Annotated in this window: 19 protein-coding genes; 10 read left to right on the plus strand and 9 right to left on the minus strand. The window is 68.8% G+C overall.

What is annotated here, in order from left to right; translation table 11 throughout:
- Positions 1 to 185 precede the first annotated feature (185 nt).
- A complete protein-coding gene (locus H613_RS27150) occupies positions 186 to 2,105 on the minus strand; it encodes an acetoacetate--CoA ligase (protein ID WP_035738336.1) in 1,920 nt (639 codons plus the stop codon).
- A gap of 69 nt (positions 2,106 to 2,174) precedes the next feature.
- Positions 2,175 to 3,407, minus strand: coding sequence for an MFS transporter (locus tag H613_RS0116445; RefSeq protein WP_245598583.1), 1,233 nt, complete (start codon positions 3,405 to 3,407; stop codon positions 2,175 to 2,177).
- Positions 3,408 to 3,620: 213 nt separating this feature from the next.
- Here H613_RS0116445 and H613_RS0116450 point away from each other — a divergent pair, with 213 nt between their 5' ends.
- The 3 genes from H613_RS0116450 (at position 3,621) to H613_RS27155 (ending at position 5,807) form a co-directional block, all read left to right on the plus strand.
- Positions 3,621 to 4,289 carry a FadR/GntR family transcriptional regulator gene (locus H613_RS0116450; protein ID WP_026924662.1) on the plus strand — a complete coding sequence of 223 codons (669 nt, stop codon included), beginning with the start codon at positions 3,621 to 3,623 and terminating at the stop codon, positions 4,287 to 4,289.
- Positions 4,290 to 4,366: 77 nt separating this feature from the next.
- Positions 4,367 to 4,828: an RrF2 family transcriptional regulator gene (locus tag H613_RS0116455; RefSeq protein WP_026924663.1), complete on the plus strand. Its 462-nt coding sequence runs from the start codon at positions 4,367 to 4,369 to the stop codon at positions 4,826 to 4,828.
- A gap of 64 nt (positions 4,829 to 4,892) precedes the next feature.
- Complete coding sequence (locus H613_RS27155; protein ID WP_051393448.1) at positions 4,893 to 5,807, plus strand: YihY/virulence factor BrkB family protein; 915 nt, start codon at positions 4,893 to 4,895, stop codon at positions 5,805 to 5,807.
- A gap of 56 nt (positions 5,808 to 5,863) precedes the next feature.
- Here H613_RS27155 and H613_RS29400 read toward each other — a convergent pair whose 3' ends face one another.
- The 4 genes from H613_RS29400 to H613_RS0116480 all read right to left on the minus strand — a co-directional run bounded on the left by H613_RS29400 (position 5,864) and on the right by H613_RS0116480 (position 12,973).
- Positions 5,864 to 9,589 (minus strand): rhamnogalacturonan lyase family protein, encoded by a 3,726-nt coding sequence (locus tag H613_RS29400; RefSeq protein WP_051393449.1) that lies wholly within the window; start codon positions 9,587 to 9,589, stop codon positions 5,864 to 5,866.
- 303 nt (positions 9,590 to 9,892) lie between these two features.
- Complete coding sequence (locus H613_RS29405) at positions 9,893 to 11,140, minus strand: RICIN domain-containing protein (RefSeq protein ID WP_084546696.1); 1,248 nt, start codon at positions 11,138 to 11,140, stop codon at positions 9,893 to 9,895.
- 302 nt (positions 11,141 to 11,442) lie between these two features.
- Entirely contained in the window at positions 11,443 to 12,513 is a 1,071-nt protein-coding gene (gene cds1, locus H613_RS27170) for an L-cysteine desulfhydrase Cds1 (RefSeq protein WP_035738337.1), read from the minus strand.
- Positions 12,500 to 12,973 (minus strand): Lrp/AsnC family transcriptional regulator, encoded by a 474-nt coding sequence (locus H613_RS0116480; protein WP_026924664.1) that lies wholly within the window; start codon positions 12,971 to 12,973, stop codon positions 12,500 to 12,502. Before H613_RS0116480 ends, cds1 begins: the two co-directional genes overlap by 14 nt.
- 227 nt (positions 12,974 to 13,200) lie before the next feature.
- Here H613_RS0116480 and H613_RS27175 point away from each other — a divergent pair, with 227 nt between their 5' ends.
- From H613_RS27175 to H613_RS0116495, 3 genes are all read left to right on the plus strand, one after another.
- The gene (locus tag H613_RS27175; protein WP_035738339.1) at positions 13,201 to 13,410 is read left to right on the plus strand and encodes a BldC family transcriptional regulator; all 210 of its coding nucleotides are present in this window, start codon (positions 13,201 to 13,203) and stop codon (positions 13,408 to 13,410) included.
- A gap of 443 nt (positions 13,411 to 13,853) precedes the next feature.
- On the plus strand, positions 13,854 to 15,278 hold the full coding sequence (locus H613_RS27180) for a glycoside hydrolase family 6 protein (protein ID WP_084546697.1): 1,425 nt from the start codon (positions 13,854 to 13,856) through the stop codon (positions 15,276 to 15,278).
- Between the two features lie 404 nt (positions 15,279 to 15,682).
- The gene (locus H613_RS0116495; protein ID WP_026924665.1) at positions 15,683 to 17,476 is read left to right on the plus strand and encodes a glycoside hydrolase family 6 protein; all 1,794 of its coding nucleotides are present in this window, start codon (positions 15,683 to 15,685) and stop codon (positions 17,474 to 17,476) included.
- A gap of 171 nt (positions 17,477 to 17,647) precedes the next feature.
- Here the strand turns inward: H613_RS0116495 and H613_RS0116500 are convergent, their stop codons facing one another.
- Both H613_RS0116500 and H613_RS0116505 read right to left on the minus strand, forming a co-directional pair.
- Complete coding sequence (locus H613_RS0116500) at positions 17,648 to 18,259, minus strand: TetR/AcrR family transcriptional regulator (protein ID WP_051393451.1); 612 nt, start codon at positions 18,257 to 18,259, stop codon at positions 17,648 to 17,650.
- Positions 18,260 to 18,273: 14 nt separating this feature from the next.
- Complete coding sequence (locus H613_RS0116505) at positions 18,274 to 19,863, minus strand: MFS transporter (protein WP_035738342.1); 1,590 nt, start codon at positions 19,861 to 19,863, stop codon at positions 18,274 to 18,276.
- Between the two features lie 187 nt (positions 19,864 to 20,050).
- Here H613_RS0116505 and H613_RS0116510 point away from each other — a divergent pair, with 187 nt between their 5' ends.
- A complete protein-coding gene (locus H613_RS0116510; protein WP_035738343.1) occupies positions 20,051 to 21,520 on the plus strand; it encodes a menaquinone biosynthesis decarboxylase in 1,470 nt (489 codons plus the stop codon).
- Positions 21,513 to 22,397, plus strand: a complete 885-nt coding sequence (gene mqnP / locus H613_RS0116515) for a menaquinone biosynthesis prenyltransferase MqnP (RefSeq protein ID WP_026924669.1) — start codon at positions 21,513 to 21,515, stop codon at positions 22,395 to 22,397. Before H613_RS0116510 ends, mqnP begins: the two co-directional genes overlap by 8 nt.
- A gap of 6 nt (positions 22,398 to 22,403) precedes the next feature.
- On the opposite strand, the gene H613_RS0116520 is transcribed toward mqnP, so the two are convergent.
- Positions 22,404 to 22,973 (minus strand): TetR/AcrR family transcriptional regulator, encoded by a 570-nt coding sequence (locus H613_RS0116520; RefSeq protein ID WP_026924670.1) that lies wholly within the window; start codon positions 22,971 to 22,973, stop codon positions 22,404 to 22,406.
- A gap of 102 nt (positions 22,974 to 23,075) precedes the next feature.
- On the opposite strand from H613_RS0116520, the gene H613_RS0116525 reads away from it, so the two are divergent.
- Positions 23,076 to 23,510: a DUF4267 domain-containing protein gene (locus H613_RS0116525; protein ID WP_026924671.1), complete on the plus strand. Its 435-nt coding sequence runs from the start codon at positions 23,076 to 23,078 to the stop codon at positions 23,508 to 23,510.
- A gap of 608 nt (positions 23,511 to 24,118) precedes the next feature.
- Positions 24,119 to 24,414, plus strand: a 296-nt coding sequence (locus tag H613_RS0116530; protein WP_026924672.1) for a hypothetical protein, incomplete at its 3' end; no start/stop codon positions are given.

The following is a 24,414-nucleotide window of genomic DNA, read 5'->3' on the forward strand; positions in this document are numbered from 1 at the left end:
TCGCCGCAGTGCCGATTCGCAGGGGCCTCCGGCCGCCGTCATAACAATGAGGGACGTCGCCGCCGCGCCGCTTCTCGGCGGCCTCCGGTGCGGTCGTCGTAACCGTGGTGAGGACGTCGCCGCCGCGCCGCTCCGCGGCTTCGGCGGTCTCGCACGCCCCGCCGCGGATCGCATGGAGGCGCCGGTCACATGAAGGCGCGCAGGGACTCCGGGTTGGCCAGCGCGTCGGTGGAGATCGCCTCGTCGGGCCCCACGCCCTTGAGGATCTTCTTGACCGGGATCTCGACCTTCTTGCCGCTCAGCGTCCGCGGCACCGCCGGAACCTGCCGGACCGCGTCCGGGACGTGCCGGGGCGAGAGCTGCTCGCGCAGCGCCCGCTTGATGCGCTGCCGCAGCGCGTCGTCGAGCTCGATCCCCTCCTTGCAGGCCACGAAGAGCAAGAGCTGGTCCTCCTGCTCGTCGTCCAGGTGCACCACCAGCGAGTCCGCGATGCCGTCGATCGACTCGACCACCGAGTAGAACTCGGCCGTGCCCATCCTGACGCCGCCGCGGTTGAGCGTGGCGTCGCTGCGCCCGGAGATGACCGCCGAGCCGCGCTCGGTGATGGTGATCCAGTCGCCGTGGCGCCATATGCCAGGGAAGTCCATGAGATAGGTGTCCCGGTAGCGCTGGCGCAGCGGGTCGCCCCACAGCCCCACGGGCATCGACGGCATCGGCGAGACGATCACCAGCTCGCCCTCCCGGCCGGTCACCGCGCGGCCGTCGGGGTCGAACGCGCGCACGTTCGCGCCCAGGCACCGGCACGAGATCTCCCCGCGCCACACCGGGACGGTCGGCGCGCCGCCGAGGAAGCCGGTGCACACGTCGGTCCCGCCGGACAGGGACTGGAGCTGCGCGGTCGCACTGACCTCGTTGTAGACGTAATCGAAGCCCGCCGCCGGCAGCGGCGCGCCGGTCGAGCCGATGCCGCGCACGCGCGAGAGGTCCGCCTCGCGCGCGGGCTTGACGCCCCTGGCGCGGCAGGCCATGAGGAACGGCGCGGAGGTGCCGAAGAACGTCGTCCCGGACTCCTCGGCCAGCCGCCACATGCCCACCGGGTCGGGCGCGCCGTCGAACAGGACGATCCCGGCGCCCACGATGGGCGCCGAGACGAGGTAGTTCCACATCATCCAGCCGGTGGTGGAGTACCAGAAGAACCGGTCCCCCACGCCCAGGTCGTGGTGCAGGGCGTGCATCTTGGCGTGTTCGAGGGCCATGCCGCCGTGCGAGTGCACGATCGCCTTCGGCAGGCCGGTGGTGCCCGAGGAGTACAGGATGTAGAGCGGGTGGTCGAAGGTGAGCGGCTCGAACTCGATGCCGCCGTCGTAGGCGCAGAACCGGTCCCACGTCTCGCCTTCGGGGTCGGAGCGGCCCAGGTACTGGAGCGTGACCACGCGGCCCAGGCCCGGCAGGGCGGCGGCGACCTCCCGCACCTCGGCGGTGCGGTCGATCTCCTTGGCGCCGTAGCGGTAGCCGTCCACGGCGACGAGGATCTTCGGCTCGATCTGGGAGAAGCGGTCGATGACGGCGCGCGCGCCGAACTCGGGCGCGCAGCTGGAGAAGACGGCGCCGATGCTCGCGGCGGCGAGCAGGAGCGCGAAGGTCTCGGGGATGTTCGGCATCCAGGCCGCGACGCGGTCGCCGGGGCGCACGCCGTGGCCGAGGAGCCCGGCCCTGGCGCGGGAGACGGCCTCGCGCAGGTCGGTCAGGGTCCATTCGACGGGGGCGCGCGTGTCGGAGTAGGCGCGCACGATGACGTCGTCGTCGCCGACGCCGGGGGCGGTGAGGACGGCGCGGGCGTAGTTGAACGACTCGTCGGGGAACCAGACGGTCTCGGGCATCGTCTCGTCGGCGAGGACGCGGTGCTCGGGCACGGTCTTGCCGAGGCCGAAGTACTCCCAGACCGAGCCCCAGAAGGGGCGCAGGTGGTCGACGGAGTACTGCCACAGCGCCGGATACGAGGTGAGGTCGCGTTCTTCGCGGCGCGACAGCCACTGGCCGAACCGCCCGATGTTCGTCGCCTCCACCGCGTCGGGCCGCGGCAGCCACAGCACCTCGTTCCTCACGGTCGCCTCCCAACCTCCACGCCAGTGTGGCCTGCAGCACTATCGTGTCACGGAGGCGCAAGGAGGACGCTATCGGGGGTTGGTTTGCGCCAGTTCATCCTCAATGTAACGGTCCTTGGTGATGTACAGGCCCGCGATGAGGTGCACGGCCATGAGGACGTAGAGGAGCGCGAACGGCAGCGTCCACTCCCGCGTCAGGCCGTGCAGCCAGCCGACGGCGAACGGCCCGATCCCGGCCAGCAGGTAGCCGCCGGACTGGGCGAACGAGGACAGCGCCGCGGTCCCCGCCGAGGTGCGCGCCCGCAGCCCGAACAGCGTCAGGATGAGCGGGAAGACCGACATCGCGATCGCCATGAACACCATCCAGACCCACGTCGAGGCCCCGCCGCCGAACAGCTGGACCCCCGCCACGCCGATCGGGTAGCACAGGACCAGCGCGAAGAACACGGGCCGCTGGCGCCCCGGCCGGACGGCGACCACCGGGACGAGCATGAACACCGGGATCTGGACGAGGGTGAACAGGCCGAGCATGGACGCGGCGGTGGCCCCGTCCATGCCCTGGTCGCGCAGGAAGGTCGTGAGCCAGCCCATGAAGATGTAGGCCATCGCCGACTGCGTGCCGAAGGCGAGCAGCATCATCCACGCGAGCCTGGAGCGCTGGACGCCGCGCAGGTGATGGCCGTTCCCGGCCGCGGCGTGCTCGGCGGGCGGGCGCCACAGCAGCCACGGGACGATCGCGAGCAGCGCGGGGACGGCCCAGGCGGCGAGCGCGAGGCGCCAGTCGCCGGTCCAGTGCTCGAGCGGGACGGTCGCGAACGCGCCGACGCTGGTGCCGATGGCGAGCATCGCCGAGTAGGCGGTGGTCATGCGGCCGAGGGAGCGCGGGAAGTACTCCTTGACGATGATGGGGACCGCGACGTTGCCGATGGCCCCGGCGGACAGCGCCAGGAGGCTGAACAGCAGGAACAGTGCGGTGTGGCCGAGGTAGGCGCGGGCGACGAGGCCGACGCTCATGCCGAGCAGGGCGAGGGTGATGACGCTGCGGGCGCCGAAGCGGCGGGTCAGGCGCGGGGCGAGGGCGCCGAGGGCGGCGAAGGCGACCACCGGGAGGGTGGTGAGGAGCCCGGCGACGGTCTCGGACATGCCCAGGCCGGTCTGGAGTTCGGACAGGAGCGCGCCGACGCTGGTGACGGCGGTGCGGAAGTTGAAGGCGGCGAGGACGACGCCGGCGACGAGCATCCAGGCGCCGAGGATCGAGGCGCGCGTGGAGCTCGGAGGTGCGGCTTCGGCGGCGGTCGGCACGCGGGCGTCCCCTCCATCCTTCCGGTACCGGTTCGGGCAAGCGCTGTCTCACCTGGTGAGAGAAGCGGGAAGGGCGGGTGACCAGGCGGGATACGGTGGCGTCAATTCATGGGATGAATGAACGGCCTGTCAACGATATCCCGGCCGCCGTCTGCTTTAATCCTTCTAGTGTTGGGAAACACGCCACCCCTTCCGGAGAGGTCAGGTCCGCCAGTGGCTTTGGAGTCGACCCGCAAATCGGCGCTCGTCGATCAGGTGATCGATCAGCTGCGCCGGCAGATCAGCGACGGCGAATGGGGCATCGGCTCGCGCATCCCCACCGAAAGCGAACTGTCCGAGCTGCTCGGGGTCGGCCGCAACACCATCCGCGAGGGCGTGCGGGCCCTCGCCCACGCCGGGCTCCTCGAGATCCGCCAGGGCGCCGGGACCTTCGTCGTCGGCCGCTCCGAGGTCACCGCCGCCGTCCGCCGCCGCATCGCCGCCAGCAGCGCCTCGGACACGATGGAGGTGCGCCGCGGCCTGGAGATCGAGGCCGCCCGCCTCGCCGCCGCCAGGCGCGACGAGGCCGACGTCAAGAAGCTCCGGATCCTCCTGGCCGAACGCGAGGCCACCTTCGAGGTCAGGGACACCGAGGCGTTCATCGAAGCCGACCTGGCCCTCCACCAGGCCGTGGCCGAGGCCAGCCACAACAGGCTCCTCCACGAGCTGTACGTCGACCTGTCCGACTCGCTCAGGGAGATCGTCAAGGCCGGCGTCGGCGACGAGCTCGGCCGCGACCCGCACATCGACCACATCCGCGCCATCGAGGCCGTCATCGCCGGCGACCCCGACCTCGCCGCCGCCGAGACGGCCGCGTACCTGCGCCAACTCATCGAGGATTGAGCGGCCCGCCCGAGGTGGAGATAGAGTCGTGAGGCGCCCCCGCGCCGGTTCGGGGCCGCACCTTCGAGAGGAGCACCATGCGCTTGTCCGCCCGCGTCGACTACGCCCTGAGAGCGGCCGTGTCACTCGCCGGATACGGCGACCAGTGGGTGTCGGCCGAACAGATCGCCGAGGACCAGGGCATCCCCCGCAAGTTCCTCGAGTCGATCCTGCTCCAGCTGCGGCGCGGCGGCATCGCCAGCTCCAAGCGCGGGCCCGAGGGCGGCCACCGGCTCGCCAGGCCGGGCGAGGACATCAGCCTCGCCGACGTCATCCGCGCCGTCGACGGCCCGCTCGTGGGCGTGCGGGGCGAGCGGCCCGAAGAGGTCACCTACCCCGGCTCGGCCAGGGCGCTGACGAACGTGTGGGTGGCCCTGCGCGTGAACGAGCGCAACATCCTCGAATCGGTCTCCCTCACCGAGGTCGCCACCGACCATCTCCCGGCCACCGTCACCAAGCTGCTCGAGGACCCCGACGCGTGGGTGGTCCGCGGCGCGTGAGGCCGCGACCGGGCACGCGCGGCGCTTGCACGCACCGGCGGCGCGATTTTGACAGAATCAGCACGTGAAGTTCCCTGACCTGGGGGCCTGGTGGGACCGCGTCCTGGCCGCGGCCCGCAAACGCTCGAACCTGGTCGACCACGTCTGGCGCGCCCAGGAGCGGTACTTCGAGGTCCACGGCGGCCAGCTCGCCGCCGCGACCTCGTACTACGCCTTCTTCGCGGTCTTCTCGATGTCGCTTTTGGCCCTGGCGATCTTCGGATACCTCCTCAACTCCCCCGACATCTACGACAGCGTCGAGACCTGGCTCGAGACGAACCTGCCGATCATCGACATCGGCGTCCTGGAGGACTCGCGCCAATCGGTGGGCATCCTCGCCGGGATCGGGCTGGTGGTCGCCGGGGTCGCGTGGGTGCAGTCGGTGCGGGCGGCCATCCGCCTGGTGTGGGGCCTCGAAGCGCAGCCGGGGAACCCGTTCCTGCGGTGGGCCATCGACCTGCTCGTCCTCATCGCACTGTCGGTCCTGTTGCTCATCACCATCAGCGCCACCGCCGGCACCGAGACGATCATGGCGCTGCTCGACCTCGACCGGGCCGAGGGTGCCTCGGCACTGCTGATCCGGTCCCTGTCGATCCTCGTGGGCCTCATCGCCAACGCGGTGCTCTCGGCGGTCCTGCTCCAGGCCCTGCCGCGGCTCGCGCTGCCGGTCCGGCGCGTGTTCTGGGCGGCCGTGTCCGTCGCGGTAGGACTCGAGCTGCTGAAGACGGTCGGGCGCATCTACGTCCTGAACGTCTCCGACCGGCCCGCGTACCAGGCGGTGACGACCGCGGTCGGCCTGCTGGTGTTCCTCTACCTGTTCAACGTGATGCTCCTGCTGGCGGCGGCCTGGACGGCGACCTCGAAGCACGGCAAGGTCATCGACCTGTACCAGCGGGCCGCGATCACCGACGGCCGCGACAGGCCCACCCCGATCCTCTGACGACGGCGGCGGCCCGGACTCGCGCGAGTCCGGGCCGCCGCATCGTTCGCGTGCGTCTACGCCGCGGCGCAGACCTGCCCGTTCAGCAGGAACATGCCCGGGTCGTCCGGATCGCCCTCACCGAGGAAGCCGATCTGCTTGGTCTTCCCGGGTTTGAGCGGGAAGTTCCAGAACGCCGGGTCGGCCACGAGCGTGTCGCCCTCCAAGGCGACCTCGCCGCCCCAGGGGACCCTCACGCGCTCCACACCGGAGGCCTTCCACACCAGGTCCCATTCGCCGATGGGGTCCTCCCCGGTGTTGGTGACCTTCACCTGGACGACGAACCCGCCGCCCCAGTCGGCGGCCACCTTGTAGTCGACCTCGCAGGAGGCCGCGGTGTACGGCGCCTCGGCCGTGTCACCGGTGCCCTCGTAGGCGATGTCCTGCCACTGCGGGGTCTCCATGTCGTAGCCGAGGAAGAAGCTCGGCCACGGCGGCTGGTTGTACGACACGTTCTGCCAGGCGATGCCCATGCGGTACTGCGGGTCGTGCATCAGCGTCGGGATCGTGTAGTCGGTCTCGATCGTGGTGGTGAAGATCCGCACGCCGTCGTTCGACTCCTTGCGGAGGACGACCTCCTCGCGCCAGTCGCCCATGATGTCGCCGGTCAGCACCGCGTTGCCCTTGGTGCCGTTGTTGGTGTCCACCCCTTCGGGGGTGAAGATCTCCTCCTGGGTCCCGGTCTCGGGGTCCCATTCGGCGATGTACGGGTAGATCGGCACGTAGTCCGGTTCGTTGAACTCGTGGTCGAAGATCTCCCTGCCGAGGTCGCCGTCCCACCAGACCATGGAGTTGGCCGACGGGATCGAGTTCGAGATGAGCGTGCCGTCGGCGGCGCGCAGTTCGCCTTCACGCGAGTTCCACGCGCCGTCGGCGCTCACCGCCCAGCACTCGGCCCCGGCGTAGTTCGGGTCGATGTCGCCGCAGGTGCCGCGTCCGACGTCGCTGTCGCCCGGCATGGACCAGATGATCTCGCCGGTCTCGGCGTCGCGGAACACCGCGCCGCGGTTCTCCGAGGCGCTCATGCTCTCGAACGGGCTGAACACCTCCAGGCCCTCGCGGCTCGGGTCGAAGTCCGAGACGTGCAGCGCGTCGCCGTGGCCCAGCTCGGTGCTGTACAGCGGCGTGCCGTCGTCGTTGATGGTCATGGCGCCGTAGACGATCTCGTCGCGGCCGTCGTCGTCGACGTCGGCGATGGACATCTGGTGGTTGCCCTGGCCGTTGTACTGCGGACCGAAGTCGGTCGACAGGAAGTGCCAGCGCTGGGTGAGGTGCTCCCCGTCCCAGTCCCACGCCGAGAGCTCGCTCTTGGTGTAGATGCCGCGGCTGGTGACGAGCGACGGGCTCTGACCGTCGAGGTAGGCCACGGCGGCCATGAGGCGGTCGCCCCGGTTGCCGTAGCAGTCGCCCCAGTCGCAGATGTCGCCGCGGTCGGGCTGGAAGTCGACCGTGTCGAGCGCCGCGCCGGTCTCGCCGTCGAAGACGGTGAGGTACTCCGGCCCGGTGAGGATGTAGCCGCCGTCGTTGCGGTAGTCGGCATCGGCGTCGCCGATGACGGTGCCGACGCCGTCCACAGTGCCGTCGCCGGTCTTGAGGGCCACTTCGGCCTTGCCGTCGCCGTCGAGGTCGTAGACGCTCAAGGACGTGTAGTGCGCTCCGGCGCGGATGTTGACGCCCAGGTCGATGCGCCAGAGCCGCTCGCCGGCGAGCGTGTAGGCATCGATGTAGACGTTCCCGGTGTAACCGGAGTGGGAGTTGTCCTGCGAGTTCGACGGGTCCCACTTCTGGATGAGCTCGTACGTGCCGTCGCCGTCGAGGTCGGCCACCGTCGCGTCATTGGGCGCGTAGGTGTACTCGACGCCGTCGGGCGTGGTGCCCCCCGCGGGGCGCTCCATGTCGATGTCGACGTACTGCTCGCCCCAGACCTCGAACGCGTCCGAGTAGCCGGTCTCGACGCCGCCTTCGACGGTGGCGATCCAGTACGTCGAGTTCGCCGTGCCGCCGGGGTCGGTGAGGTTGGTGGCCGTGGTCGGCTCGTCGGTGATGAGCACGCCGTCGCGGTAGACGTTGAACGCGAGGCCCTCGGGGTCGAGGCCGAGCCTGCGCCAACCGAGGTAGACGCCGTCCTCGACGCTGACCGCGACGGGGGCGCGGTCGATGGACTCCATCTGCGCGGCGCAGTCGGCGCACGGCTCGTCGGGCGTGTCGTCACTGCCGGGCACGTCGCCGATGCGGGTGAGTTCGAGGCCGTTGAGGTGGCCGGTCTGGCCGGTCACGGTCATATCGAGCCGGCCGTCCTCAACGAAGATGCCCTCGAAGTCCTTGGTGGTGACGCTCTTCGAGCCGGCGCTGACCCCGCCGTAGTCGTAGCCTTCGAACGCGAAGTTCGAGCGGGCCGAGCCGAGGTAGTCGCCGACGGCGACGCGGGCGGCGTAGTTGCCGTCCGGCACGTCGACGGCGAAGGTGTACTCGCCGCCGAACCAGGCGACGAAGTCGCGGCCGACCGGGTCGTCCTCGGCGCCGCGGTCGCGGTCGATCGCGGTGGACATGTCGGTGGTGAAGCCGTAGCCGGACTCGGCGGTGTAGGCCGTGCCGCGGTTGGTCTCGGTGTAGCCCTCGGCGACGACCTGGCTGGCCGGTCCGAAGTCGAACTTCCATCCGGCGGTGGCGGTGGTGACGGCGAGGACGGCCGAGCGCTCGGATTCGCCCTTGCCGTTGACGGCGGCGACGGCGAACTCGTAACCGGTGTCCTCGGCGAGGCCGGACACGCGTCCCTTGCCGACGGTCGAGGTGGTGCCCAGGCGCCATTCGCCGCCCGCCTCACGCACGTAGACGCGGTAGATGTCGGTCTCGACCTCGTCCCACAGCAGGGTGACGCTGGCGTTGGCGACCGTCTCGGCCCGCAGGTTCGCGGGCGCGTCGGGGACGCTGCCCGGCGGCGCCACGTCGACGACGTGCTCGGCGAGCGGCGTGTCGAGCGTGGCGGTCTCCTCGGCCACCAGGCGGGCCATCTGGATGGCGCCGTACTCCTGGAAGTGGGTGTCGTCGGCGGTGCCGTCGGGCCGGTTGGGGTAGACCCCGGGCGGGACGTGCAGGAACACCGATTTGGCCTCTTCGGGGCCGATCTCGTTGAGGTAGGCGCGCGAGGAGGCCGACAGGTCGACCATCGCCACGCCGGTCTCCTCGTGGAGTTCGTAGACCTTCTCGACGTATTCGGGGAAGGAGACGTTGAACTCGCCGGTGTCGGGGTCGAAGTCGCGCCGAGAGACCGGGGTGACGAGGACGGGTATGGCGCCGGCCTCGATCGCGCCGGCGATGTAGTAGTCCCGCAGGTACATCTTGTAGTCGTCGGGCGGGGTGTAGCGCTCGGGGCGGCTCACCGTGGCGTCATTGTGTCCGAACTGGACGAACAGGTAGTCGCCCGGCTGGATCTCGTCGAGGATGGCGTCGAGGCGCCCCTCCTCGATGAAGGAGCGGGAGGAGCGGCCGCCGATGGCGTGGTTGGCGACCGTGACCTCGTCGTCGAAGAACTGGTCGAGCATCTGGCCCCAGCCGGCCTGGGGCTCCCAGTAGGGGTCGTAGGTCTGGACGGTGGAGTCGGAGGCGAGGTAGACGGTGATGCCGTCGTCCTCTTGGGCTTGGGACGGGGAGGCCGCGGCGAGGACGCCCGCGAGCCCGGTCGCCCCGGCGGTGAGCGCCGCGAGGGCGCGCCGCCAGGGCGGTTGAGCAGTCTTGAACTTCATGGTCACTTCCGTAGCGAGAGGAGGTGCCCATCGCAAGGCACGGAATGAATCGTTTCAATTCCGTGGCGGTTTGACGGGCAAGCGTTTACTACTCCCGGGACACTACCGAGTGATGAGACGAAAGTCAATACATGTCGATACATGTTGCGATTGGACGGTCGTTTTCGGTGGGTTTCGGGTGACTCGGCGGCCCGAGGTCCGCCACCGGAGCGCCCGGCTCGGGACCGCGCGGCCGGCGCGCGGCGCCGCCCCCGCGGATTCGAGGTCCCAGCGGGGGCGGCGCCGCGCACTCCGGAAGGGCGGTCAGCGCACGTGGTCGGCGATCGGGAGCGGGAGCGCCGCGGTGCCCTCCGCGACCAGCCTCGCCATCTGGTTCGCGCCGTACTCCTGGAAGTGGGTGCTGTCGTTCGCCCCGTCGGGGTAGTTCGGGTACTCCCCCGGCGCCAGGTGCATGAAGACGTCCTCGGCGGCCGCGGGGCCGATACTGTCGAGGTAGGCCCGCGAGCGCGCCGACAGGTCGATCATGTCCACGCCGGTCTCGTCGACCAGCTCGTAGACCTTGTCGACGTAGGCGGGGAACGAGACGCGGAACCTGCCGGCGCTCGCGTCGTAGTCCAGCCTGGACACCGGCGTGATGAGGACCGGGACGGCACCCTTGGCCCGCGCGCCGGCCATGTAGTCGTCCCGCAGGTACCGCTTGTAGTCCTCGGGCGGCGTGTAGCGCTCGGGCTTGCTGTAGTCGGCGTCGTTGTGCCCGAACTGGACGTACAGGTAGTCGTCCGGCTGGATCACGTCGAGGATCGCCTGGAGGCGCCCCTGCTCGATGAACGACCGCGAGGACCGGCCGCCGATGGCGCGGTTGGCGACGGTGGTGTCGGCGTCGAAGTATCCGGCGAGCTTCTGCCCCCAGCCGGTGAGCGGGTAGACCGAGGAATTGTAGGTCTGGGCCGTCGAGTCCGAGGCGATGTAGATCGTCGGCGCGTCCCCGCTCGGCGCGCCGACCGGGATGGGCCTGAACTGCTGGTTCGTCCCGCCGGTCGCCGTGTACTGCGACACGCGCGCCCCCGGCTGGGTTGAGCGCTCCCAGACATCGAGCGACTTGCCGGAGTTGCGGTTGACGAACCTGAGGTAGGTGCCCTCGTCGATGATCTGCCACTGCTGGTTGGCGCCGCCGTTGTCCGTCCACTGGACGATGTCGGCGCCGTCGTCCCGGCTCTTGGCGTAGACGTCGAGCACCAGATTCGAGTGGCGGGCCTGGATCTTGTAGTACCCGCCGCCGGCGTCGACGAAGCGGAACTGCTGGTGGGCCGCGTCGGTCCGGTTCTGCTGCACCAGTTCGGCGCCATTGGCGGTGGACGAGGTGAGGTCGAGGACGAGGCCCGAATGGCGGGCTTCGAGGACGTACCAGGTGCCGGTGGCGAACGCCGCGTGCGCCGGGGACGCGGCGGTCAAGCCTCCGGCCGCGGCGGCGGCTCCGGTGACGAGGCCCGCCAGGGATCGGCGGGTGAACCTCGCTCCAAGGGCGCCTCGGGGTTGTCGCTGTTGTCGCATTGCTCCTCCAGGTGTCGGATGGTGGGCCGCGGCGCGGCAGCGCCGGGCATGGCTGGGGCGGCGCCGAGCGCCCTGCTATTGAAACGATTCACTATCGTGGCTCGGCGACGCTGCCGTCGGAATGTTCGGTGGCAGGCATGGGGCTGGCAAGGTGCCGGTCCGGTCCGGGGGATCGGCGTACTGAAAAGGGTCTACGTACTGAGGAATCGAAACGTTTCAATGTCAAAGATCGTAATGCCCGGCGGTCGCCGAATACAAGCCCGCAATCGCTCAACGGTCGGATTCTGCGATGAACGGGTCGATCAGCGGGGCAGGAGCGGCGCGAGGCGCTCGCGGGCGGCGTCGAGGTCGAGGCCCTGTTCGGCGACCCATTCGTCGTTGAAGTAGGTGGTGGCGTAGCGCTGCCCCGAGTCGCACAGGAGCGTGACGATGCTGCCGCCCTGGCCGCGCTCGCGCATCTCGGCGATGAGCGCGAGGGCCGCGACGAGGTTGGTGCCGGTGGAGCCGCCGAGGGGCCGTCCGAGGCGCCGCGAGGCCCAGCGGAGGCAGGCGACCGACTCGGCGTCGTCCACTTTGACCATGCGGTCGACGAGGGCGGGGAGGAACGACGGCTCGACGCGCGGGCGACCGATGCCCTCGATGCGGGAGGCGCCCTCGGCCGTCGACTCCGGGTCGCCGTCGCGCCAGCCGGCGAAGAACGCCGAGTGCTCGGGATCGGCGACGCACAGCCGCGTGTCGTGGCAGCGGTAGCGGGTGTACCGGCCGATGGTGGCGGAGGTCCCGCCGGTGCCGGCGCCGACGACGATCCACGCCGGAACGGGGTGCGGCTCCAGGCGCAGCTGCTCGTATATGGATTCGGCGATGTTGTTGTTCCCGCGCCAGTCGGTGGCCCGCTCGGCGTAGGTGAACTGATCCATGAAGTGCCCGCCGGTCTCCTCGGCGAGGCGCCTGGCCTCGGCGGTGGCCGCGGCCGGGTCGGCCGCGAGGTGGGCCTTGCCGCCGTAGAACTCGATCTGCGCGATCTTGGACCGGCTCGTCGAGGCCGGCATGACCGCGATGAACGGCAGGCCGAGGATCCCGGCGAAGTAGGCCTCGCTGACGGCCGTGGACCCGCTGGACGCCTCGATGACGGTGGTCCCCTTCTCGATCCAGCCGTTGCAGATCGCGTACAGGAACAGCGAGCGGGCCAGCCGGTGCTTGAGCGAGCCGGTGGGGTGCGCCGACTCGTCCTTCAGATACAGGTCGACGCCCCATTCGGCCGGCAGCGGGAACGGCAGCAGATGGGTGTCGGCGCTGCGGTTGGCGTCGGCCTCGACGGCGGTGATGGCCCAGTGGACCCAGGATCGGTCCGCGGACCGGTCAATCGATTCCATGCTCGCTCTCTCCGGTGGTGATCGGCTGGGGCCGGTCCTCCCACTTCGTCGACAGAGTGATGGTGGTGCGGGTCTGGGCGACGCCGTCGATGGCGCCGACGCGGTGGATGAGCTGTTCGAGATCGGCCATCTTCGGCACGCGGACCTTGAGCTGATAGCACTCGACGCCCGCCAGGAAATAGCACGATTCGATCTGCGGAATGGCGCGGAGCCGATCGCAGATTCGGACGTGGTCGGCGCTCGAATCGGGGATGATGCCGATGAGCGCGGTGATGCCCAGTCCGATGGATTCGGGATCGATGGCGGCCTGATATCCGGTGATGACGCCGTTCTTCTCGAGCTTGGTCACCCGGTCCTGCACCGAGGGGGCGGTGAGACCGACGCGTCGGGCCAGCTCGGCGTAGGAGGTCCGGCCGGCGGTGCGCAGCAGGTTCACGATGGTCCGGTCGATCTCGTCCACCTGTTGAGGATAGCCAAAGGCATTCCTCCGAGACTGTGCCCGGCTGATACCGGAAGACTGCTAGAGGGTCGAAAACGGCCCCGAGGGCAGGGGCCTTACGCCTGGTACTTTCAGGCAAAACCTAACAGCCGAAAGTATGTCCAAGAACTCATGGCAGGTTTGACTGAATAGTGATGTAATGGGTTTAACCGCACGAAGTGAGTATTCATCACGGGGAGGATGGAATCATGGAGACCGAGGACCGCCTACTCACGCCAGGCGAAGTGGCCTCGCTGTTCCGCGTCGATCCCAAGACGGTGACGCGCTGGGCCGCGGCCGGTCGGATCGGCAGCATCCGCACGCCCGGCGGCCATCGGCGGTTCCGCGAGTCCGAGGTTCGCGCGCTACTTGAGGGCGAGAACGGATCGCACGGATTCGAGTCCGGAGGGCAGCACTAGGCCGCCGCGGACGATGGTTGGACCACTCGCAGACGCCGCCGGAAGCGGGGCCACAGCCTCGCGGCCGACAGACTTATCCAGCAGGGCACGACGCCCGGCACCGTGAACGCCGGTGCCGCGCCGCTCTCCCGGGCTCAGCCGGGACGAGGCGCGCGGTGGCCGGCGTTTTCGCGTGCCCGCGGCGAGTACGGCGACCGAGAAGTCCCTTTTAGAATGAATTAACGACGATATAGGCAAATGTCCACGCTTTGAAGTCGGATGAATACCCTGAGTCGCCACAGATGCCGCTAATCGGAAATTTGTTGGAAATACGGGAGCGAACCCCTTGACTTCACAGTGATACATCGGCAAACTTCGATGTGAAAGTTGGGAGCGCTTCCGCAGGTCCCGGTACGTCCGGACCGCTCCCGCAACCGACTACCCCGACAGAATCAGGGATTCACATGACAGTACGTCGAAGCAAGAAGAGGCGGATCGCGGCGAGCGCCCTCGCCGCGAGCGCGCTCGCCGCCGGTTCGATCGCGATGGTCGCGGCGAACACCGCGGGCGCGCAGGAGGCTCCCGACGAGGTCGACGTCGCGCAGGCGAAGGTCGACAACCCGTACGAGGGCGCTCAGGTCTACGTCAACCCGCAGTGGTCGGCCAACGCCGCCGCCGAGCCCGGTGGCGAGGCCATCGCGGACGAGCCGACCGGCGTGTGGCTCGACCGCATCAGCGCCATCGAGGGCAACGACTCCCCCACCACCGGCTCGATGGGCCTGAAGGACCACCTCGACGAGGCGGTCGCCCAAGGGGCCGATGTCATCCAGGTCGTCATCTACAACCTGCCCGGCCGCGACTGCGCGGCGCTGGCGTCGAACGGCGAGCTGGCCGCGGACGAGATCGGCCGCTACAAGAGCGAGTACATCGACCCGATCGTCGAGATCATGAGCGATGCGGCCTACGCCGATCTCAAGATCGTCAACGTCATCGAGATCGACTCGCTGCCGAACCTGGTCACGAACGTCTCGCCGCGCGAGACGGCGACCGAGAACTGCGACACCATGCTCGCCAACGGCAACTACCAGGACGGCATCTCCTATGCCGCGGCCGAATTGGGAGCGCTGCCGAACACCTACAACTACCTCGACGCCGGGCACCACGGCTGGATCGGCTGGGGTGACGCCAACCCGCAGTACGACAACTTCCACGCCTCGGCCGCGATGTTCGGCACGCTCATCGGCATGAACGGCATGACCGCCGACGACGTCCAGGGCTTCATCACCAACACCGCGAACTACTCGGTGCTGGAGGAGCCCTACTGGGAGGTCGACCAGAACGTGGGCGGCACGGCGCTGAACCAGAACCCGGACGTCAAGTGGGTGGACTGGAACGACTTCAACGGCGAGATCGACTTCGCCACGGCGTTCCGGGACGAGCTGGTGTCCAACGGCTTCAACGACAACGTCGGCATGCTGATCGACACCAGCCGCAACGGCTGGGGCGGCCCCGACCGGCCCACCGGCCCGTCGAGCTCCGACGACCCGGCCACGTTCGTCGACGAGTCGAGGATCGACCGCCGGATCCAGAAGGGCAACTGGTGCAACCAGGCCGGCGCCGGCCTCGGCGAGCGCCCGACCGCCTCGCCTGAGCCGAACATCGACGCGTACGTGTGGATCAAGCCTCCGGGCGAGTCCGACGGCGCCTCTGAGGAGATCCCCAACGACGAGGGCAAGGGCTTCGACCAGATGTGCGACCCCGACTACCAGGGCAACCCGCGCAACGGGAACAACCCGTCCGGCGCCAGGGACAACATGCCGCTCTCGGGCCACTGGTCCTCCGAGCAGTTCGCCGAGCTCCTGGCGAACGCCTACCCGCCGGTCGACTAGCGGTGGGGGCGGCTCGGCCGACGTTGCGAACGGCCGGGTGAGCACCACCTCGATCCACAACGGTGGGAGCCGCCGCGGCGGCTCCCACCGTTTTCGTTGCGTCCGAACGGCGCCGCGCACCGCCCGCCCGAGCGGTGAAATTCCGGATCGAGGGGCGTTTCCTTTTCCCTTGCACGGGAGCGGTTTCACAAAAGTAACCGCTTGCCAATGGAAACCTTCCTGAAATATTGCCGCGAAAACCTTGACAGCTCATCTAAACATCGGAGATTATCGATACATCGCTTGGGAGCGCTTCCCTAGCTGCAACCGAACCCTCACACGATTTTGCACTAGCCATAACCCAGCGGGACCCCCATCCAAAGCCTCACGGCGAGCGGGACCCCGAACACGAAGGACATCGAATTATGCAAGTACATCGAAGGCGCAGGAGGCTGGCCGTCACGGCCGCCGCCGTCGCCGCGCTCGGTGCCAGTGCCCTGACCATCGCCTCGGCGAACCAGGCCTTCGCCGAAGAAGGCTGCGAGGTCTCCTACGACGTCGTGAACAGCTGGGGCAGCGGATTCCAGGCCAACATTACGATCAGTGCCGGCGAGGCCATCAACGGCTGGGACATCAGCTGGGACTTCCCCAGCGGCGCGTCCGTCCAGAGCGCCTGGAACGTCGACTGGAGCCAGAGCGGCTCCACGTTCAACGGCTCCGACGTCGGATGGAACGGCTCCATCGCCTCCGGCCAGAGCGTCCAGGTGTTCGGCTTCGTGGGCTCGGGCAGCTCCGCGTCGCCGGGCCAGTTCACCATCAACGGCGACGTCTGCAACGGCGGCGGCAACGATGACGGCGGTGACGACGACACCACGCCGCCCGACGACGACACGACGCCGCCGGACGACGGGGACGACGACAACCCGCCGGCAGGCGACAAGGTCGACAACCCGTACGACGGTGCCCAGGTCTACGTCAACCCCATCTGGTCGGCCAACGCCGCCGCCGAGCCCGGCGGTGACGCGATCGCGGACGAGCCGACCGGTGTGTGGCTCGACCGCATCAGCGCCATCGAGGGCAACGGCTCGGAGACGACCGGCTCGATGGGTCTGGAAGACCACCTCGACGAGGCGGTCGCCCAGGGCGCCGACCTCATCCAGGTCGTCATCTACAACCTGCCCGGCCGCGACTGCGCCGCCCTGGCCTCCAACGGCGAGCTGGCCGCCGACGAGATCGGCCGCTACGAGTCCGAGTACATCGACCCGATCGTCGACATCATGGGCCAGGACAAGTACGCCGACCTCAGGATCGTCAACGTCATCGAGATCGACTCGCTGCCGAACCTGGTGACCAACGTCTCGCCGCGGGCGACCGCGACCGACAACTGCGACACGATGAAGGCGAACGGCAACTACCAGGAGGGCATCTCCTACGCCGTGTCCGAGCTCGGCGCCCTGCCGAACACCTACAACTACCTCGACGCCGGGCACCACGGCTGGATCGGCTGGACCGACTCCAACCCGCAGTACGACAACTTCCACGCCTCGGCCGCGATGTTCGGCACGCTCCTCGGCATGAACGGCATGACCGCCGACGACGTGCACGGCTTCATCACCGACACCGCCAACTACTCGGTGCTCGAGGAGCCCTACTTCGACGCCGACACGGTCGTGGGAGGCCAGGCGCTGAACCAGAACCCCGAGGTCAAGTGGATCGACTGGAACGACTACATCGGCGAACTCGCCTTTGCGCAGGACTTCCGCGACGATCTGGTGGCCAACGGGTTCAACGAGGACATCGGCATGCTGATCGACACCAGCCGCAACGGCTGGGGCGGCCCCGACCGGCCCACCGCCGCGTCGACCTCGAACGACCCGGTGACCTTCGTCGACGAGTCGCGCATCGACCGCCGCTACAACAAGGGCAACTGGTGCAACCAGGCCGGTGCCGGCCTCGGCGAGCGTCCGACCGCCAGCCCCGAGCCGGAGATCGACGCCTACGTGTGGATCAAGCCCCCCGGTGAGTCCGACGGCTCCTCGGAGTTGATCGACAACGACGAGGGCAAGGGCTTCGACGAGATGTGCGACCCCGACTACGAGGGCAACCCGCGCAACTCCAACAGCCCGTCCGGTGCCAGGGACAACATGCCCATCTCGGGCCACTGGTCCTCGGAGCAGTTCGCCGAACTGCTGGACAACGCCTACCCGCCGGTCAACTAGTGAGTGAGCGGCCCGGCGCGCCGCGAGAGGACGCGCCGGGCCGCCCGCCCCGGGGAAGACCGACAGCACAATGAACGGCTCGGCGCTGTGAGTGGCCGCCGAGCCGTTCCCATAGACCCTATTCTCGGTTCCTTCCGAATACGGGGCCCCGCGGGACGGCGGGGCCCCGTTCTATTGCGGCCTGAGGCCGGTCAGCAGGGCGTCCACGACACGTTCGACGACGTCGGGGGCCTGCAGCTCCGGGTAGTTGCCGTAGACGAGGATCGTCAGCAGCGGACTGGAGAACATCGCGCCGGCCAGCGCCGGGTCGATGTCGTCGCGCAGCTCGCCCCGCTCGGCCCAGTAGTCGAAGACCTCTTTGACGAACGCTTGGCGCCGCTCCATGAAGTGGTCGTGGTAGCGCTTGTAGTCGGGGTCCTTGGCGACGAGCATCATGCACTTGAATATCTTGCGGTCGCGCGGACCGGAGGACTTGCGCATGTTGTTGCCGACGAAGATCAGGTCGTCGCGCATCGAGGTGTGCGGCAGGTTCCGCGGCAGCGGCGCCTTGACGCTCTCGACGGCCGCCGCCACCAGCGCCTCCTTGGAGGGCCAGCGGCGGTAGATCGTAGCCTTGGAGACGCCGGAGCGCTCGGCCACGGCCTCGACGCTGACGTCGGCGATGGTGCCGTGCTCGGCGAGCAGGTCCAGGGTGGCCTCCAGGATCGACCGGCTCACAGCCTCGCTGCGCGGTCGGCCCTTGGCCGGTATCTGGTCGTCGGTCTCGCCGAGCACGGGTTCCATGGTTCGATTGTCTCTCACACCTCGCTGAGCGCGGGCTCGGCGGCCCGCTCGGGCTCGGCGACCGGGCCCTGCTCACGGCGTTTTCCCGGGAAGAACGCGGCGATCACGATGAGCCCCAGCAGCGCGACGCCGATGGAGGCGAACGCGGTGGTGTGGAGCGCGTCGATGAACGAGGTGTTGGCCGCGTCCATGATCTGCGGCGCCGCCTCGGGCGGGATCGCGCCGGACTCGACGGCCGCGTAGGTGGAGGGCAGGTCCGACTGCGCCGCCTCGGGCAGCTGCGGGACCGCGTCGGCGATCTGGGACTGGTAGGCCTGGGCCATGACGGTGCCGAGCACGGCCACGCCGAGCGCGCCGCCGGTCTGGCGCAGGGTGTTGCCCAGCGCGGAGGCGACGCCGGCGCGCTCCTTGGGGACCGAGGACATGAGCGTGTTCATCGCGGGCGGCATGAGGTTCGCCATGCCGGCGCCGGTGACGAAGAACATCGCGATGATGAGCCAGACCGAGGTGTCGGCCTCGTAGGCGAGGCCGGTGACCACGAAGTTGCTGCTCACCAGCAGCATCGCGACGATGCCGACGGTCTTGGCGCCGAACCGCTCCACCAGAGCGTTCGAGAGCGGCGCGAAGATGAGCATGGAGGCGCCGAACGGCAGGAACAGCAGACCGGTCTCCAGCGGCGTGTAGCCCTTGAGCAGCTGGAGGTAGAAGGTCATGAAGAACATCAGGCCCATCATGCCGAAGAAGGTCAGCGTGATGATCGCCGAAGAGGCCGAGAAGCGCCGGTTCTTGAACAGGCCCATGTCCAGCGAGGCGTACGGGATGCGCCGCTCCCACAGGACGAAGGCGACGAGGACGAGCACGCCGAAGCCGATGGTGCCCCAGACCTCGGGGCCGGTCCACGAGCCGGAGTCGCCGGCCTCGATGATGCCGTAGGTGAGGCTGACCAGGCCGACCATGGACAGGAGCATGCCGACCAGGTCGGGGCGGGTCTGGCGGCCCTTGGACTCGGGCACGAGGAAGACGATCGCGACGAGGCCGAGGACGATGATCGGGACGTTGATCAGGAAGACCGAGCCCCACCAGAAGCGCTCCAGGAGTGCGCCGCCGACGATCGGGCCGATGGCGCCGCCGATGCCGACCGCGCCGGTCCAGATGCCGAGGGCCTTGGGGAACTCCTTGTGGGAGAAGACGTCGCGCAGGATCGAGAGCGTCGAGGGCATCATGACGGCCGCGCCGGCGCCCATGAGCGCCCGGTACCAGATGAGCTGGTCGGGGCTGGAGGCGTAGGCCGACAGCAGCGAGGCGAGGCCGAAGATGAACAGGCCGCCCAGGAGCATGCGCTTGCGGCCGACGCGGTCGCCGATGACGCCGGAGGCGAACAGGAGGCCCGCGAAGACGAGGGTGTAGGAGTTGATCATCCAGGCCAGTTCGCTCTGGCTGGCGCCGAGGCCCTCGTTCGGGTCGGCCAGGGTCTTCATGGCGACGTTGAGGACGGTGTTGTCCAAGACGGCGACGATGAGGCTGATGACCAGAACGGCGAGGATGGCCCACCTGCGCGGGTGGCCGGTGTCCTCCTCGATTGGGTCGGAACGGGTTTCAGTCACGGGGTTTCCATTCTGCGTGTGGATTTCATTCGCTGTGCCACGCATGGCGTGGTGGTGTTGCGTCTCAGCTTAAGACATTTCGAAACGATACGGTACCGTATCGTAATGTAGGTCACAGGGAAATCTACTCCCGCCCTCCGACACAACGCGTCTTCGCGGGTGCCGCATTCCCGCGGCGGGTGGTTGAATGGGCGTCGTGGCCGCGAAATTCCCGTACGACGACCTCCAATCGTTCCTCGCCGCGCTCGAAGCCGACGGCGAGCTCAAACGCGTCTCCGCCGAGGTCGACCCGCACCTGGAGATCTCCGAGATCACCCGGCGCGTCATCTCGGGCGGCGGACCGGCGCTGCTGTTCGAGAACCCCGCCGGGAGCGACATGCCCCTGGCGATCAACCTCTTCGGCACCCTCCCCCGCACGGCGAAGGCCCTCGGCGTCGACCGCCTCGACCAGATCGGCGAGCGCATCGGCGAGCTCGCCAGGCCCGAGCTGCCCGTCGGCTGGGCCGGCATCCGCGACGGCCTGGGCAAACTCATGCAGCTCAAGTCCGTCCCGCCCAAGAGGGTGCGCAGGGCCCCCTGCCAGGAGGTCGTCTACAAAGGCGACGACGTCGACCTGGGACGGCTGCCCGGCCTGCAAGTATGGCCCGGCGACGGGGGCGTGTTCCACAACTTCGGGTTGACCCACACCAAACACCCCGAGACCGGCAAGCGCAACGTCGGCCTCTACCGGCTCCAGCAGCACGACGAGCGCACGCTCGGCCTGCACTGGCAGATCCACAAGAACTCCACCGGCCACTACGCCGAGGCCGAGCGGCGCGGCGAGCGGTTGCCGGTCGCCGTGGCGATCGGCCCCGACCCGGTCATGGCCTACGCCGCCACCGCGCCGCTGCCGCCCGACATCGACGAGTACCTCTTCGCCGGGTTCCTGCGCGGCGAGCGGGTCGAGATGACCGACTGCCTGACCGTGCCGCTCCAGGTCCCGGCCGCCTCGCAGATCGTCCTCGAAGGCTGGGCCGAGCCCGCCGAGCGCCTCCCTGAGGGCCCGTTCGGCGACCACACCGGCTTCTACACGCCGATCGAGCCGTTCCCGGTGATGCACGTCGAGGCGATGACGATGCGCCGCGACCCGATCTACCACACGATCATCACCTCGGCCCCGCCGCAGGAGGACCACGGGCTCGGCAAGGCCACCGAGCGGATCTTCCTGCCGCTGGTCAAGATCATGATCCCCGAGATCGTCGACTACGACATGCCCGCCGCCGGAGTCTTCCACAACTGCGTGATCGTCTCGATCGACAAGAAGTTCCCCAAGCAGGCCCAGAAGGTCATGAGCGCGATCTGGGGCCTGCAGATGATGAGCCTCACCAAGCTCATCGTCGTCGTCGACGCCGACTGCGACGTCCACGACTACCGCGAGGTGGCGTGGCGGGCGCTGGGCAACGTCGACTACTCGCGGGACCTGCTGCTGACCGAGGGCCCGGTCGACCATCTGGACCACGCCTCGTACCACCAGTTCTGGGGCGGCAAGGCGGGGATCGACGCGACCGCGAAATGGCCCGAGGAGGGCTACACGCGCACCTGGCCCCAGGAGGCGCGGATGAGCTCGGCGGTGAAGGCCGCCGTGGACCGGCGCTGGAAAGAGTACGGACTTGACTGATGTGATCGACCGACCGAACCCCGTCCGCGACTTCCTGAAACTGGTCGCCTTCGAGCACTCGGTCTTCGCGCTGCCCTTCGCCTACCTGGCGACGCTCACCGTGATGGAACTGGAGGACGCCTTCAGCTGGGGCGTGCTGGCTTTGGTGACCGTCGCGATGGTCTCGGGACGCACCTTGGCGATGGCGGCCAACCGCATCATCGACCGGGGGATCGACGCGAAGAATCCTCGGACCTCGCAGCGCGAACTCGTGACCGGCAAGGTCAGCCTGCGGACGGCCTACATCGGCTGCGTGGTGAGCCTGGTGGTGTTCCTCGCCTCGGCCGCATTGCTGAACCCGCTGTGCCTGGTGCTCAGCCCCCTCGCGGTGGCGCCCCTGATCGTCTACCCGTACGCCAAGCGCTTCACCGACTATCCGCACGCGGTGCTGGGCCTGGCGCAGCTGGTGGCGCCGGTGGGGGCGTGGCTGGCGGTGACCGGCACCTTCGACGGCTCGGGCCCGGCGATGGTCCTCGGCCTGGCGGTGGGGCTGTGGATCGGCGGCTTCGATCTGATCTACGCCTGCCAGGACATCGAGGTCGACCGCCGGATCGGCGTGCGCTCGACACCGGCGAGGTGGGGCGTGAAGGCGGCTTTGGTCGCCTCCAGCGCCACCCACGTGATCGCCTGGCTGTGCTTCGCCTGGTTCGGGGCGCTGACGGACTTCGGGTTGCCGTACTGGATCGGCCTCGCCCTCGTGGCCGCCGTCCTCGTCTACGAGCACGCGATCGTGAAGCCGGACGATTTGTCGAAGGCGAACCGGGCCTTCTTCACCGCGAACGGATTCGTGGCGGTGGCGCTGTTCGCGTTCGCACTGGCCGACCTCGCCTTGCGGTGAGGCGGTCTAGGGCCTCGCGAAGCGCTCCAGCAGGATCGACAAGCGCTGCTCCAGGAGGTCCGGGCGCAGGCGGCCGCCACGGTTCAAGACCGCCAGGCCGTGGATGGCGGCCCAGCCGACCTCGGTGAAGGCGTCGGGGTCGCGGTCTCCGGCGAGCGGCGCGAACACCGCGTACAGCTCCGCGAAGGCGGCCTTGAGCACCTCGGGGGCGTCGACCCCGAACGTCAGGCCCTCGGCGAGGGTGAAGATCGCCTCGAACAGGGCCGGGTTGGCGGTCGCGAAGTCGAGGTAGGCCTGCGCGAGGGCCGCGAGTTCATCGCCCGGCTCGGCGGCGGTTCTCGCCGCCTTGAAGACCGCGGTGAGCTCGGCGATGCCCTGGAGGGCCACGGCATCGATGATCGCGCCGCGGCCGGCGAAGTGGCTGTAGAGGACGGGCTGGCTGTATTCGATGCGCTCGGCGAGCTTGCGAATGGTCACCGAGGGCCAGCCGTCGGCCTCGGCCATCTCGCGGGCGGCGTTGACGATGAGCGTTTCACGTTGGGCGCGTTCGCGTTCGCGGCGCTGCTGGGTAGCCATGATCACAATCCTAGCATCGCTAGACATTCGAGCAAAGCTATGCTAGCGTCATTCATGTTCCTAGCAACGCTAGATTTCCTAACTACGAACAAGGAGTCCCCCATGGCCCGCCGCATCATCGCCGACGTCCTCACCGTGCTCGGCGTCCTCTTCGTCTTCTCCTTCGGCCTCCAGTTCCTCCTCACCCCCGCGGCCGTCGCCCCGACCATGGGCTTCGCCCACTGGCCGACCGGCGAGGCCGCCGACTTCCTCAGCGTCAAGGGCGTGCGCGACCTGGCCTCCGCGATCGTGATCGTGGTGCTGCTGGCGATCCGCGAGCGCCGCGCGCTCGGGTGGGCGCTCCTGGTCATCGCGCTCATCCCGATCGGCGACGGCTCACTCATCCTCATCCACGGCGGCAGTGTCGCCACGGCGTTCTCCGTCCACTACGCCACCGCCGTCGGCGTCGCCGTCACCGGCCTGCTCCAACTCTCGGTGGCCAAGCGAGCCAAGGGCGCCGAGCGAGTCGAGCGCGCGGAGGCGAAGTCCGCGGCCTGAACGCGGAGAGGGCCGCCCGCTTCGCATAGCGGGTGGCCGGTCGCGTCTCGCATGATCGGGCATGATCAGGGACGGCGCCTGGGGAGCCCGGCAATGGCCCTTGTGGAGTTGGCGGGATCGGTGCCGTGGAAGGTTGCGGTGCGCTGAGGCGGCGACAAAGACGAGACGGGAGGGACGAGGTGGGTCGTCGAAGACAGCACACCGTTTCCGAAGTTATCCACAGGCCCCGCAGGCCGCCGTCGGGAGTTATCCACAGGCCCAGAAACTTTTCCTTGACCGGTTTTGGGGCGTCTGTCAGGCTGGCGAGGACTTTCGTGGTGTGCAGGACGGCGGCGGGTGGGTACAGAGGGGCGGAGTAGCGCCCCCGGCGCCCCACGGGCGCCCGGCGCGGGGTTACGAGTCGAACACCCCTCAAGACGGTCTATTCCTCTATGGAGTCCTTATGCGGGTCGGCCTGTTGCCTTGGTGGGCAGGGGGTTCGGGGCTGAAACATGAAACCTTTCGCATCCTTCGGGTGATGACGAACCGGCCCTGGCCTGGGATCATTGGTGTATAGCACGAACCGCCGGAAACGGCAGGCTCGTACAGATCACCAAGGGAGGTGTGACATGGCCGCAGCGACACGCAAGCCCAGCCGCCAGGAGCGGACCGAGCGCTCGGCAGCCATCCACACCGAGCTCGATGAGACTGCGGCGATGATCAATGCGGCTCACGCGAAGGTCCTGGCCCGGGTGATCGAGGCGAAGGCCTGGAACATTCACCGGGATGTGGACGGGTTCTCGGCCCTGCGGGCGTGGCTGGTCGAGACCTTCGACTTCCACACCCGGGTGGCCGCTGATCTGGCGGCCATCGCCCGACTGTCCCGCAAGTTCACCATCCTGGCCGAGGCCGCCACCTCCGGTGC

Source organism: Glycomyces arizonensis DSM 44726 (genome assembly GCF_000482705.1).
Taxonomy (GTDB): Bacteria; Actinomycetota; Actinomycetes; order Mycobacteriales; family Micromonosporaceae; genus Glycomyces; species Glycomyces arizonensis.